The organism is Pedobacter steynii (assembly GCF_900103665.1).
Taxonomy (GTDB): Bacteria; Bacteroidota; Bacteroidia; order Sphingobacteriales; family Sphingobacteriaceae; genus Pedobacter; species Pedobacter steynii.
The window spans coordinates 129,322-141,854 of sequence record NZ_FNGY01000003.1; the positions used below are offsets into that span (position 1 = coordinate 129,322).

16 protein-coding genes are annotated in these 12,533 nt (G+C 39.5%); 2 read left to right on the top strand and 14 right to left on the bottom strand.

From position 1 onward, the window contains the following. Positions 1–85 precede the first annotated feature (85 nt). The 12 genes from BLQ87_RS08820 to BLQ87_RS08875 all read right to left on the bottom strand — a co-directional run bounded on the left by BLQ87_RS08820 (position 86) and on the right by BLQ87_RS08875 (position 7,974). The gene (locus BLQ87_RS08820) at positions 86–772 is read right to left on the bottom strand and encodes a hypothetical protein (RefSeq protein ID WP_143010390.1); all 687 of its coding nucleotides are present in this window, start codon (positions 770–772) and stop codon (positions 86–88) included. A 66-nt stretch (positions 773–838) separates the two neighbouring features. Next, positions 839–1,414 (bottom strand): hypothetical protein, encoded by a 576-nt coding sequence (locus tag BLQ87_RS08825; protein WP_143010391.1) that lies wholly within the window; start codon positions 1,412–1,414, stop codon positions 839–841. A 260-nt stretch (positions 1,415–1,674) separates the two neighbouring features. After that, positions 1,675–2,313 carry a DUF6266 family protein gene (locus BLQ87_RS08830; RefSeq protein ID WP_074605800.1) on the bottom strand — a complete coding sequence of 213 codons (639 nt, stop codon included), beginning with the start codon at positions 2,311–2,313 and terminating at the stop codon, positions 1,675–1,677. Positions 2,314–2,339: 26 nt separating this feature from the next. Beyond that, positions 2,340–2,969, bottom strand: coding sequence for a DUF6266 family protein (locus tag BLQ87_RS08835; RefSeq protein WP_074605801.1), 630 nt, complete (start codon positions 2,967–2,969; stop codon positions 2,340–2,342). 404 nt (positions 2,970–3,373) lie between these two features. Then, entirely contained in the window at positions 3,374–4,057 is a 684-nt protein-coding gene (tsaB, locus tag BLQ87_RS08840; protein ID WP_074605802.1) for a tRNA (adenosine(37)-N6)-threonylcarbamoyltransferase complex dimerization subunit type 1 TsaB, read from the bottom strand. A gap of 23 nt (positions 4,058–4,080) precedes the next feature. Next, on the bottom strand, positions 4,081–4,314 hold the full coding sequence (yidD, locus tag BLQ87_RS08845) for a membrane protein insertion efficiency factor YidD (protein WP_074605803.1): 234 nt from the start codon (positions 4,312–4,314) through the stop codon (positions 4,081–4,083). After that, on the bottom strand, positions 4,298–4,693 hold the full coding sequence (locus BLQ87_RS08850; RefSeq protein WP_074606889.1) for a ribonuclease P protein component: 396 nt from the start codon (positions 4,691–4,693) through the stop codon (positions 4,298–4,300). The genes yidD and BLQ87_RS08850 overlap by 17 nt, the downstream gene beginning before the upstream one ends. A 63-nt stretch (positions 4,694–4,756) precedes the next feature. Then, positions 4,757–4,915, bottom strand: coding sequence for a 50S ribosomal protein L34 (gene rpmH, locus BLQ87_RS08855; protein ID WP_073232865.1), 159 nt, complete (start codon positions 4,913–4,915; stop codon positions 4,757–4,759). Positions 4,916–5,023: 108 nt separating this feature from the next. After that, the gene (locus BLQ87_RS08860; protein WP_074605804.1) at positions 5,024–5,761 is read right to left on the bottom strand and encodes a LytR/AlgR family response regulator transcription factor; all 738 of its coding nucleotides are present in this window, start codon (positions 5,759–5,761) and stop codon (positions 5,024–5,026) included. Beyond that, complete coding sequence (locus BLQ87_RS08865) at positions 5,758–6,801, bottom strand: sensor histidine kinase (RefSeq protein ID WP_245723824.1); 1,044 nt, start codon at positions 6,799–6,801, stop codon at positions 5,758–5,760. The genes BLQ87_RS08860 and BLQ87_RS08865 overlap by 4 nt, the downstream gene beginning before the upstream one ends. A 7-nt stretch (positions 6,802–6,808) precedes the next feature. Beyond that, positions 6,809–7,162: a DUF4288 domain-containing protein gene (locus tag BLQ87_RS08870; RefSeq protein WP_172664771.1), complete on the bottom strand. Its 354-nt coding sequence runs from the start codon at positions 7,160–7,162 to the stop codon at positions 6,809–6,811. An 11-nt stretch (positions 7,163–7,173) separates the two neighbouring features. Next, positions 7,174–7,974: a LiaF transmembrane domain-containing protein gene (locus tag BLQ87_RS08875; protein WP_074605807.1), complete on the bottom strand. Its 801-nt coding sequence runs from the start codon at positions 7,972–7,974 to the stop codon at positions 7,174–7,176. A gap of 269 nt (positions 7,975–8,243) precedes the next feature. On the opposite strand from BLQ87_RS08875, the gene BLQ87_RS08880 reads away from it, so the two are divergent. Continuing rightward, positions 8,244–9,113, top strand: coding sequence for a ChaN family lipoprotein (locus tag BLQ87_RS08880; protein WP_074605808.1), 870 nt, complete (start codon positions 8,244–8,246; stop codon positions 9,111–9,113). An 80-nt stretch (positions 9,114–9,193) separates the two neighbouring features. Here the strand turns inward: BLQ87_RS08880 and mscL are convergent, their stop codons facing one another. After that, the gene (gene mscL / locus BLQ87_RS08885) at positions 9,194–9,637 is read right to left on the bottom strand and encodes a large conductance mechanosensitive channel protein MscL (protein WP_074605809.1); all 444 of its coding nucleotides are present in this window, start codon (positions 9,635–9,637) and stop codon (positions 9,194–9,196) included. Positions 9,638–10,033: 396 nt separating this feature from the next. Here mscL and rpoN point away from each other — a divergent pair, with 396 nt between their 5' ends. Next, positions 10,034–11,503, top strand: coding sequence for an RNA polymerase factor sigma-54 (gene rpoN / locus BLQ87_RS08890; RefSeq protein WP_074605810.1), 1,470 nt, complete (start codon positions 10,034–10,036; stop codon positions 11,501–11,503). A 5-nt stretch (positions 11,504–11,508) separates the two neighbouring features. Here the strand turns inward: rpoN and BLQ87_RS08895 are convergent, their stop codons facing one another. Next, positions 11,509–12,528, bottom strand: coding sequence for a PorP/SprF family type IX secretion system membrane protein (locus BLQ87_RS08895; RefSeq protein WP_074605811.1), 1,020 nt, complete (start codon positions 12,526–12,528; stop codon positions 11,509–11,511). Positions 12,529–12,533: the final 5 nt, after the last annotated feature.

The window sequence follows — 12,533 nt, forward strand, 5'->3', positions numbered from 1 at the left end:
GTCCATTCCAGTTGCCCCCACTATGACTTGTTTGGGCGTATTGATTCCCTATTTATTCTTAATACTGTTCGGAATGCTACATTTCTTAACGGCCTTCGTTAGCTATTATTTCTACTAACTTGTTTCGATCGATTGGCAAGATTTCCAATGGATCGTGTGTTATTCTATAAACAATATTGTTTTCGTCAATACCTATAAAATCTCCATCTTCCAACTCTTTCAAATGGTAATAATCTTTATTCTCTATAGCAGTGGCATAAATATCACCGTCATTTATAAATTTTCGCTCTTTCTCCGTTAAGTATGAAGTAATTTTCGAATTACCACCCGCCCCAATAAAAATCTTTTTAATAGAATTGGTATCTATCCCCAAATTGTCAATTTTATACTTTGAAACCTCACTGTCAACAGAATAACCATTTATCATTCCAAAAGCAACATACACTGATACCGACAATAATTCCCCTGAATAACCGTTCCTAACAGAAATATTCGAAAGTTTATAATTTTCATCAATAGGTTCATAAAACTTGTTATAAAAAGAGGAATTATAAGTAAATCCAACATAATTAGGAATATCTCCCATTCCTACCATTACACCTTTTAACAGGCCTGACTCGACCTGGCGATATAATTTATTGCTACGTTCACTTGATAATTTCAAAAACACTGCCTTCAAAAAGTCTATCTCCCAAGGCTCAATTTTTGTTCTTTTAAAAAAGCTAAACATCTTATTTATTCTAAAATTTTGTAAACCAGTTATATTTCCCAAACCAACATCTGACTTGACACCACAATGAAGAAACTAACGTTACGGGATCAGTTGTAAAAACCAAAGCTAATGTAAACCTTTTATCAGGCGGTTTAACTTGCGTTCCATGTCTTCCGCAGATCTTCGATAGTAAAATCCAATATCTCCCCCTAAGCCGGAAAAAATGACGTCAAAATCGGCGCCAGACCAAACGCATGTTTGATGAGAAAAAGCGCCGTTTATCTCGCTAGTTCCTTCGACTTCGGGAGTTCCATAAATACGATTAATTATATCTTTGATATGAGAAAAATCAAAGTCACGGAGTTTTATGACTATTTGTCGAATTTCATATTCTTTTGTAAAGCCTATATATATATCACATGACGTGGATTCCATCTCTCTTACTATATATCTTCCAGCTATTAATTTCTTAAACGTGTAGCTATCTTCTTTGTCGGTACCCGCTGATGCTAATGAGTATTCCAGCATTCCTTCTAAATTCGAGGTGTCAATATCTTGCAAGTCCAATTTATTTGTATCATTCAGTTTGCTTCCCAAAGGAAATAGACTCAGCCCTCTACTACATAACTCAATTGTTTGCGCATATGAAGCGCTTCCTATACACATAGTACCTATTATTAGGTATTTAATTAAATAACTCAATTTGGAATAATTTATCAACCAACTAATAGTAATTTAATTTTCATATAAAAACACTCATTAAAGATAAGTAGTTGAGTGGCAAAAAACAATATTCCTATTTTAAATGATTAACAAGGCAACTTATAGAAAATCATCATACGCATTGCCATCAACGGATTGAAGGAAATACTGATGATTACGGCCTTTCCTTCAATCTATTGCACCACTGAAACGTTTCGTAAAATTGAACACGAAAAGCAGAAATTCTACTAAAACAATTCCTAAATGACGGATCCTAAATACTGCGTATCAGAAGTAAACTTTCCATCTGCCGAAACAAAAAATATCCAGCAAAGCAACGCATCTCCCTTGTAAAATTCGGGCATGGCTAACGTTGCTGACAAGTCACTTCTTCTTGTTTCCAGGAATTCCAGGAATTTCCTCTTCATCGGATTATAGCATATAATGTAAGCCAGATCGTCTGATTTCGTCGTAACACTCCTCATTCTGGGCATTTGCCAGCTCACTTTCAATACCCCATCTTTTTCCAGTAAAAATTCTGGTTTTACAACCGGATCTATTGCTTTATGCAAGCTTAGCTTCACTTTAGCATAATCCAGCTCATATTTCGGATAAACGCCTGTTACTGCGTTTTCTAAATGATAAGCTAGTGCCACATTTATTGGAATCCGCTTCTTTCCTACAGCCCGGTAACCTACGGCTATAAAACCAGAACAATCGCCCAGAAAATCATTAACCAGCTTGAAGCGGCTTCGTTGATCCACCTGACTCAGGCTTGCTTGTTTATTCGTTTTTTCGGGGGAGTTTTTAACAACGTCTTTTCCCTTCCATTTCGTTGCAACGACATGTCCGACAGTGCCGTTGAAGGGACCAAATATCCCTGGTTTATAAGTGCCCATATTTTAATTTTTCAAATTAACCGCAATTACCAAAATAGCTTCCCAACGTATACACTATTTGAAATACGCTTTCTATCACTTGAGATAAATGAGATATAGAGTTCCATTAATGATTTTTTGTTTTCGATGAATAAAGGGAGCAGATCTTTACCAATAGACCTTGCGGCGCCGGCTGTAACGAATTTAGCCATATTCAGCTCAGGGAAGTAAGCCAACATCATCACCTGATCCGACCAATGACTTCCTTCCGGATCAGCCTCCCCATTCCAGCTAAATTCCACCCCTGTATCAACCAGCTTTATCTTAGCTCCTAAGGACATCGGCAGATCTCCCTTAGTTAATAAAGCCTTTTCGAAATCAATTTTGATCTTCGGATAATTTCCCTTTGTGGCATTCCTCCAATTGTACACGAACGCAGGGTTTTGTGGATGTGCTTTAGTCAGTTTGGCCTCAATTTCGAATCCAACCCTGATGAAAGCCATCACTGGATTTAGAAATTTAGAGGTAACCTTTGTCTTCTGCATCACCGTCAATTGCGATTTACTCCGCTTCTTGTTGTTTTCCCCTATGCCACGTGTGACCATTTTACCGTTCAGCTCATAGGAGACGGTATTTCCCAGCTTTCCACTCGGAAGCCTGTTTCTTGATGTTGCCATATCTTTATAGTTTATATAATTAAAATTTTATAAACTAATATAACAACAACAACCTTAACTTGCTAATTCACAAGGCATAATTGCCGGATTTTACCGGAGATTACCGGAATTTGCCACCAAATTGACTGGAAAATCTCTGGTAAATCAGCATCCGTTAAATTCTTTATAGATTTGTATAGTGTTATGTCCTGATTAGGGCTGTATTAGGGGTTGCCGAAGGGTTGGCGGCGTCAAAGGCCTTATCAACCGTTGCCAACCCCTCGGCAACCCGTCGTCACCCCCTCAGCAACAGCAATGCCTATACAAATCTGCTCCGCATCCTTCAGAACACACAATAACACCATTATAACACCAGGAAAAAGGTGATAGTCTACTCAGGGAAACCCGACTTAATCAGGAAAATATTACTTTTTCTTAGGGGTTGTTAAAACGAAATCCTTTAAATAAAAAGGTTCAAAATACGCTACATCTTCAAATTTTGCAGCTTCAAAAGCTTCCATAGCCAGGCGGCTCATATTGGAAGCAGAATTAAAATTCAGCTCGGAAAAACGGGCATGTTCATGACTTAGCGCTTGGGCACATTTTGCAGCACCGTCTCCTATAAAAGTGATGACCTGATCCTTCAACAAGTCTTCAAAGCTTTGCTCATCTATGATTTTCGCCTCCACAGGAGAGATATGTTGCAGTTGCTGATCAAATACTGCCGTAAAAACTTCCATTCTTCTGGCATCGATCATTGAACAGATTAATCCTTTATTTTCCGGATGCTGTGTTGCAAAACCTTCCGCCATCATCTGCAGCGTATCGGTTGCAATCAATGGTTTATCCAAAGCAAAACAAAGCCCTTTAGCCGTAGAAACACCAATTCGCAACCCGGTATAAGAACCAGGACCTTTACTCACTGCAATCGCATCCAGCTCTTCATACTTTAATCCCGCAGTATCCATTACAGATTTGATGAATAAAGTCAGGCTACCTGCATGAATATTGCTCGCCATTTCTTCTTTCAGCGCAATGGTTTTCCCATTCTGAGAGATGGCGGCAGAACAAACTTGTGTAGCAGTTTCGATTTGAAGTATAGTGGTCATCAGATAAAATTAAATACTCAGGCTTAAGGAACAGGATCGTGCCCATGTTTACCCCAGGGGTGACAACGTCCAATCCGTTTCAAAGTTAACCATCCTCCTTTAAAAGGCCCATACTTTTTTATCGCTTCTACTCCATACTGAGAACAGGTAGGGGTAAAACGGCATTGCGCCCCCAATAATGGCGACAAAAGCAACTGATAAGCCCTAATCAGCAGCAGGAAGAACCAACCGATGACCTGTTTAACTGCCCTGATCATTTTTGATGTTGTTAACCAGCCGTTTTAAAGCGCCATCCATCTTCTTCTCCATAAAAGAGAATTCGTAGATCTTCTTTCCTACAAACTGTAAAGAAAAAATAAGCAACTGCTCCCGTTCCGCAATTGCGGGATAGAGTTCGGCCTGTTTTTGCAAACGGTAAGCCTCACGGCTTCTTCTCTTGATCAGGTTCCTGTCCACCGCTTTTTTGAAACGCTTTTTGGAAACATTGATCACTACCTGAGCAGGGAAGCTGTGTGGGGCATCAACAAAAAGATAGGAAACGCGAAATGGATATAATAAAAAAGAAGAACCGTCTTTAAATAGCAGATCTAATAATTTTCTACTACATAACCGTTCTTCTTTATTAAATGTGTTCATGTTTTTGATCGCAAATTTGCAGATATTGTGATCTGCTAACACTTAATGTGCTGCAATCAAAAATTATGCTTTGTGACGACGTTCGTCAGAAACTGATAGTTTGCTTCTTCCTTTTGCACGACGAGAAGCTAATACTCTTCTACCGTTTGCTGTAGCCATTCTTTCGCGGAAGCCGTGTTTGTTTCTTCTCTTTCTTTGCGAAGGTTGGAATGTTCTTTTCATAACTGTATTATATCTTAGACTATTTTTTTAAATAAGAGGTGCAAATATAGCTTGATTTTTATTTAATTGCAAATAGAATTCAAGGTAGTTTTCTTTTTTATTGATTTCTTACAAGCCAAGCGCCGCTTTAAGCTTGATATAGCCCGTTTTACTTACCGGAAGCCATATGTCAGATTTCAATAATACAATATAACTGTCCTTTTCTTTCAGTTCTATTTTTGTCACCTGCGCCAAATTTATGATATATGAACGATGAATACGAATAAATTGAGAAGATTCTAAAGTCTGCTCAAAGAAACTCATCGTTTTGTTCTTGTGGAATATCCCCTCAGTAGTGCTCAGCTTCACATAATCATCATCTGCTTCCAGGTAATGAATGTCAGTAACGGCAATGATCTTGATCACACCATTCTTCTTCACCACCACCCTATTGTTCTGTGCCGGGTTCAGCGCTGCCGAATCCAGCAGCTCTTTAGTATTGGCATCGCTACTGTTTAACCTCGCCGGCAATTTTTGGATCGCCTGCTCAAACCGGCTTTGCTCGATCGGCTTCAACAGGTAGTCCACAGCATTCACTTCAAAAGCTTTGATGGCGTATTCGTCAAAGGCCGTAGTAAAGATTACCGCAGGATGCTTCTCCACCAGCTCCAGCATCTCAAAGCCATTGATCTTGGGCATTTGAATGTCCAGAAAAATAAAATCAGGCTGATGCTGCGTAATGGCTTTAATCCCTTCAAACCCATCGCTACATTCAGCAACGATCTCAATATCCGGAAAACTGCTTAAATAGTGTTTTACTATGTCTCGGGCAAGGGATTCATCATCTATTAGTATCGTTCTCATCATTGTTTCTGAGGTATTTTAAGCGTGGTTATATACATATTTTCTTCTGTGGCCCTGGTTTGCAGTAATTTTTCATCTCCAAATAACAAATACAGTCGCCTTTTAATAGCCGTCAACCCAAATCCTGTCCCTCCTGCAGCCTTCATTTCCGGATCAAAAGGATTTTGAACCGTCACCTCGAGCATATTATTTTCCAACGTTACCAATATGGAAATCGTAATCGCAGCAGCAGTATTGTACAAACCGAATTTAATTGCATTCTCTACAATCGGTTGCAACAAGGTCCCTGGCAGGCATAAATCTATGGTTTCTTCCTCAACTTTCACATCAATATTTAAACGATGACTAAAGCGTACTTTTTCTATATCCAGGTACAGCTGAATATACTCCATCTCCTCCCCTACATTTACCCAAACCTCATCATCTCTTTTTAAAGTTCCACGCAGGAAAGAAGCCAGCTTCATGATCATGGTCCCTGCTTCCTTAGGATTCATAATCGTCAGTGCGTACACTGAATTCAGACTATTGAAAAGAAAATGAGGTTGCAGCTGATGCCTTAATTTATTCAATTCGGCTTCTTTAGATAAATTTTGCGCCGTCAGTAAACGTTCCTGGGTAGCAGATTGCTCTTCCAAACGATACCATAATATATTAGCCAGGGCGCACCAGGCTAAAAAGACAAATACGATGATGAACCGAATGATGAGCGACAACTGCAGAAAGCTTTTATAAGTGACCTCATCGACAAAAAGATAACTCAGGGAAACATTGCTGATAAAGGTAATCAGACCGGCAAGCATCAGGGTCAATACGAATAAGAAAAGAATGGTTTCATTTTTCGGCTGATAATAACCAAGCATATTGCTCAGGATCATACAAGCCAATGCCAATAGCCCATTTGTAATCAGACTATCTGCCACAGAAATGAACCAGTTAAAATTCAGCGTATAATAAAAAAGCAAAATAAATACAGCAACCCAGGCCATAAATATGGCCGCGGCAAATCGTTGAATGTTCTTATTGGCTAGAGGTCTACTGGTCAAAATCGTTTTAATTAGGATTCTTTATGGATATACTTTGATGCAGAAACGCCTCCCGACGTTTCAGTTCATCTAAAAAATTTGCCATATCTTCTGGCTCGTGTAATACGGAGGCGATTTCAGATCCGTCTCCGGGTGCTTCAATCTCGTATAAATCCGCAATACAGATAAACTCCCACTTCACCAGTTCTCCCTTACAGTTACGAAACGGGCGGTGAAAGTTTCCTGACTGCCCTTCTCCTTTATTTAAGGCTTCCTGGGCATCTTTGGCCTGGATCAGCCGCAATTGCTCATCAAACTGAGAGGCATAATTTCCATCTCCACTGATGATCTGAAAAATGTATCTTAATGCAAACCATTTCATCGGCATTCATTTTAAAAGTTTCTGATCTCTATCCCTCCGAATAAAACTACTCCTGTGATCTTCACAATTTTGCCCTCATTGCCCGCAATAATTACAGGTCCCCTCTTATCTTCACTACCTCCAAAAATGGCGGTAACCTCTGATTTCACAATCCAGCCGGGAGGAAGAATGATCTTTATCCCACCGAAGATGGCGACTACCTCTAACACAATCACGCCTTCAAAATCAGCTTGGGTGAGGTTTACATTACAGCCTCCAAACACAGCAACCAGATCTCCACCTTTAAAATTTTTGGAATACACCGTCTGATCTGTTCCTCCAAAAACAGTAACCGAATCAATGATGTCGTTTTCATCCACCCATTTCCCTTTTTTCTCCTTTTTCTCTTCCTTAGCTTCAGCAGTTCCTGAGGAAACATCTTCAGTCTCTGTAAAAGTAAAATCCTTATTAAAGTAAGCCCCTTTTTTCTCCCATTTCTCTCTGTTAAAGCCTTTTCCTTTAGGTTTTAGAATCAGAAACAGACCTACACCGATAAAAGCGATGGCAAAGAAATGCCTGGAGAAGTCAAAATCCAGAATATCTTTCAGGGTAAAGAAACTACCCACCAATACCATAATCAACCATCCTCCTCCATTAAAACCACGCTTATACCCAACAAGCAATCCGATCACGATCAATAATGTATGCCAACTCAGCACCCAATGAGGGATGTAAATATCCATGTTCCTCAAAAAGAACACTAAACCGATCAGGAGAAGAATCAAACCACTCCATACGCTATTGTTCTTGTTACAATCTTTCCACTTTTCCATTATTCCTTATTTTCATCAGTAATACAATTCTTTTCGTTGGCCATGAAGCGATCACAATCGTGATGGTTTCCAGATAGCCTATCTGTTCATTTATGTTGAAAGCCCATCTGTTGCGCTTTCTATAACCAAATGTATATAGGTTATGGGCATTTTAAAAGGAAGATCACTCCGGAAGGAGTCAATAGTCGGTAAACTCCTATTTTTAATCGGTAAAAATTATCCGTTAATTTGAATTCCTAACTATTTACCCGCAAAACCGGTCCCCGATAATGAAGAAATTACTAATCGCAATGCTGTGCTGGATTCCCTGCATTGCATTTGGGCAATCCCCCGAACAGCATTACAAAATATATGATGTAAAAAACCAGAAGCTCATCAGCATTGATGAATTGGTAGCCGACACTAAAAACATTGATGTCTTGTTTTTTGGAGAAGAACATAATGATTCTATCGGTCATATTCTGGAGTTTGAATTGCTAAAAAAACTGAGCAGCACTTATCCCAAAACAGCCCTGGCCTTAGAGATGTTTCATACCGACACACAACCTGTGATGAACGAATATCTGGCTGGCCTGATTTCGGAAAAGAATTTCAACAAAGAAGCAAGGGCCTGGAACAACTATAAAGATTACCGCCCCATGATTGAATTTGCCAAGGCCAGCCGGCTTCCGGTAATTGCCGGAAATGCTGCAGCAAGATATAGCAATGCCGTTACCAAATCTGGACTGGAAGCCTTAAAGCAATTTCCTGCCGCATCCCTTAATTTCCTTCCTCCGATCCCTGTGGATACCGCTACGGGAAGATATTATGACAAATTCATAGCAACCCTTGGCGGACACGACATGGGGCCAATGAAGATCTATCAGACACAAAACCTTTGGGATGCCAGCATGTCCTGGTCAATAGCAAAATACTATAAAGCCAATAAAGGAGTAAAGATTTTCCAGGTCAACGGACGTTTTCATAGTGATGAAAAACTGGGAACTCTGGCTAAACTAAAACAATACCTGCCTAAATTGCGGATATCCAATATTTCCTGCTTCTCCGGAGATGATTTTGCCAGCCCCGACTGGAGCAAACACCAGCAGCTTGGGGATTATATTATCCTTACTGACCCGAAAGTAAAAAGAACTTTTTAAGATTTAAACAGCAATAAAAAAGGGCTTTAGGAAAATAATGATTTTTCCTAAAGCCCTTTCTCTTTTTAATCGTTGCTTTCTTATTTGCTTTTTAGCAAATCGCGTATTTCGGTAAGAAGCACCTGATCTTGTGTTGGTGCCACCACTGCAGGAGCAGCCTCTTCTTGTTTTCTTTTCATTTTGTTGATTGCTTTCACCATCAGGAAGATGATAAAGGCTAAAATGAAGAAATTGATCACCTCTGTTACGAAGTTACCCCAGGCAAATACAGGACCTACTTTCCTTGCATCTTCCAGAGAAGCTGTAGGATTCGATTCCACGAATTGTCTTACTTTTTCGCTTAGTGGTAAGTAAAAGTTAATGAAACCTTTATCGCCAATCAATAAGCTAACCGGAGGCATGATCAAATCATTCACCAGGGAGGTCACAATCTTGCCGAATGCCCCTCCGATAATCACACCGACAGCCAGGTCAATCACGTTGCCCTTGACTGCAAATTCTTTAAATTCTTTTACAAAACTCATAAGTAGTATTAGTTTTAGTTTTTAAACATCGTAATAAAAGTATAAACTTTATTTCTAAAAAACGCCATTAATCCAGTCATTGCCACTTTTTTTTAGTGAGACTAAACAAGTACAGCAACAATTTCTTCATAAAAATGAGAGGATGAAAATAGATCAGGATCATAATCGCTTCATAACAATTAAAAAAACAAATATATTCTGATAAAAAAACAAGTATATTGGAAGAATGTCCCTAACGTTTAAAACCATACCTGCCAATCAAATATAAATTAGATAAACCGATTTCCTGAGTTTATCGGCTTTGCCGAAAACACAATAATACTTTGTCGGGATAGTTTATATGTAAACCAAATTCGTATTTTTGGAGCGGGTACATAAATACCTATTTTACAAAACATGCTTAAACAACATCTACAACAAAAATTACTTCAGAAGCTATCTCCACAGCAAATTCAATTTATAAAATTGCTGCAAGTACCTACAGTTGCATTAGATACCCGTATAAAAGAAGAATTAGAAGAAAACCCTGCGCTTGAAGATCCCAGCTTAATGATTGCTGAGGAACCTAAAGGAGAATATGATGATCTTAATGATACTCCGGATGATTTTGATCCCAGTGCCAAGGAAGAGAATACAGATGAGTTTAATGTAGATGATTATTTACAGGATGACAATGTAAACGACTATAGTACTTCCTATAACAACGATGATGACGAAGAAAAAAAAGAAACTCCAATCGCTATTGAGAGCACCTTTTTTGAAAGTCTGCAGGAACAACTTGATTTAGTTCCTTTATCTGATCAGGATTTCATCATTGGCAAACAAATTATCGGAAGCTTAGACGACGATGGTTACCTGCGCCGGCCCATCACCTCCATGATCGACGACCTTGCATTTTCACAAAATGCCATGGTAGAAGAAGAGGATGTGTTGGAAATGCTCAAAGTAATTCAAAGCTTCGACCCTCCTGGAATCGCTGCGAGAGATCTTCAGGAATGTCTCACACTTCAGTTAAAGCGTAAAGATCCGGCAAACCCGATCATTATGAAAGCCATCATCATCGTTGAAAATCACCTGGATGAATTTACCAGGAAACACTACGATAAACTGGAAAAATCTTTAGGACTGAACAGTGACGACCTGAAGGAAATCATTGCAGAAATACTACGCTTAAATCCAAAACCGGGAGACTCTAATCAGGTCACGACCAAACAACTGCAGGTCATCCCCGATTTTCATGTTTCCAATAATGACGGCACCTTAATCCTGACACTCAATTCAAAAAACGCACCGGAACTCAGAGTGAGCCGTTCGTATATTGATATGTTTGATCATTATGATAAAGCGGCGCAAAAAGATAAAAAACTCAAGGAAGCAGTACAGTTTGTAAAGCAAAAACTGGATTCTGCAAAATGGTTTATTGATGCCATTAAACAAAGACAGCAAACTTTGTTAAAGACCATGAACGCCATCATGCAATACCAATACGAGTATCTGCTGACTGGTGATGAGCGCAAAATGCGCCCCATGATCTTAAAAGATATTGCAGACAAAATTGATATGGACATTTCTACCGTTTCCAGGGTAGCGAATTCTAAATATGTACAAACAGAGTTTGGAACTTTTCTCTTGAAATCTTTCTTCTCTGAAGCCATACAAACGGAAAGCGGTGAAGAAGTATCGAACAAAGAAGTGAAGAAAATTCTGGAAGACTGTATCGGAAACGAAGATAAACGTAAGCCGCTTGCAGATGAAAAGCTGACAGAAATTCTCAAAGAACAAGGTTACAATATCGCCAGAAGAACAGTTGCAAAATACAGGGAACAAATGAACATTCCTGTAGCACGTTTAAGAAAGGAACTGTAAAACAGCTACCACATTCTCCGCTGTCCGCTCCAAACCTGGTATACATTATTCAACTGAATGCCCAACACGATTTCATGACTTCCGTTACTCACTTTATTTAAACCGGAAGTCGTGAAATCATAAGCATAGGTCAGGTTTAGCATTTTACCGAAATTCCCGCCCATCATAGCTGAAAAAGAATCCCCCTTCCGGTAACTTCCACCCAGCCAAAACTGATCCTTAAAAGACGCTTTGATATTCAGATCTGCTGAAAGTGTTGCAGCAACCTGCTTAAACATCAGCGAAGGCGTCAAAGAAATTTCTTCGTCCACAAAAAACCGATAACCGGAAGTCACAAATAAATGCGGAACCTCTTTGCCTGAATTATAATCAGTATTTTTTGTAAATGACAGTTTCTGAGGTAGCACGGATTGCACAGAAACGCCGGCAAAGAAACGTGCTCCATACAACCATACGCCCAATCCCAGATCAGGCTTAAACTGACTGATAACGGTATTCCGTATCGCAGGATCTTCCCTCGTCTGATCTTCAAACTGTAAAGAATTCGCATCAAAGCCTATCCTGGAAAATCCGGCAGATACACCTACCGAAAGATTTAGCGCATGCTGTAACTGCAAATGATAGGCATAGGTCAGGTTAAAGTCCAACCGGGATATCGCAGCAGCTTTATCATAAACTGCAATGAGCCCTACACCATGATGGGCTGGAGAAGCAGTATAATTCTGCATATAATTCCTGCTCATGGGATCATCTCCTTTATCCGGGAGTGACAATGGATTGCCCCATAAATAGTCGTCTCCAAGCTTCCAATGCGCTGCAACAAATGAGGTTTGAGGTGCATTTTCAATCCCAGTCCATTGCCGCCTGTATCCTACTTTTATATCAGTATAATTTTCGATGCCACTTAAAGCAGGATTCAAAAGGTAATTATTGAAAATGTACTGTGTATACTGAGGCCTTTGCTGGCCGTGGGCGCCAAGGCCGGCCAGCAATATTGCTGCGATGATATGGCCTAGTTTCCTCAATTAAA

Bases quoted from the DNA above. Each gene is read 5' to 3' on its own strand.
- BLQ87_RS08875 (WP_074605807.1), bottom strand. From the start codon at position 7,974: ATGGAAAAGTGGAAAGATTGTAACAAGAACAATAGCGTATGGAGTGGT.
- rpmH (WP_073232865.1), bottom strand. From the start codon at position 4,915: ATGAAAAGAACATTCCAACCTTCGCAAAGAAAGAGAAGAAACAAACAC.
- BLQ87_RS08860 (WP_074605804.1), bottom strand. From the start codon at position 5,761: ATGATGAGAACGATACTAATAGATGATGAATCCCTTGCCCGAGACATA.
- BLQ87_RS08835 (WP_074605801.1), bottom strand. From the start codon at position 2,969: ATGGCAACATCAAGAAACAGGCTTCCGAGTGGAAAGCTGGGAAATACC.
- BLQ87_RS08870 (WP_172664771.1), bottom strand. From the start codon at position 7,162: ATGAAATGGTTTGCATTAAGATACATTTTTCAGATCATCAGTGGAGAT.
- BLQ87_RS08880 (WP_074605808.1), top strand. From the start codon at position 8,244: ATGAAGAAATTACTAATCGCAATGCTGTGCTGGATTCCCTGCATTGCA.
- tsaB (WP_074605802.1), bottom strand. From the start codon at position 4,057: ATGACCACTATACTTCAAATCGAAACTGCTACACAAGTTTGTTCTGCC.
- rpoN (WP_074605810.1), top strand. From the start codon at position 10,034: ATGCTTAAACAACATCTACAACAAAAATTACTTCAGAAGCTATCTCCA.
- BLQ87_RS08850 (WP_074606889.1), bottom strand. From the start codon at position 4,693: ATGAACACATTTAATAAAGAAGAACGGTTATGTAGTAGAAAATTATTA.
- mscL (WP_074605809.1), bottom strand. From the start codon at position 9,637: ATGAGTTTTGTAAAAGAATTTAAAGAATTTGCAGTCAAGGGCAACGTG.
- yidD (WP_074605803.1), bottom strand. From the start codon at position 4,314: ATGATCAGGGCAGTTAAACAGGTCATCGGTTGGTTCTTCCTGCTGCTG.
- BLQ87_RS08830 (WP_074605800.1), bottom strand. From the start codon at position 2,313: ATGGGCACTTATAAACCAGGGATATTTGGTCCCTTCAACGGCACTGTC.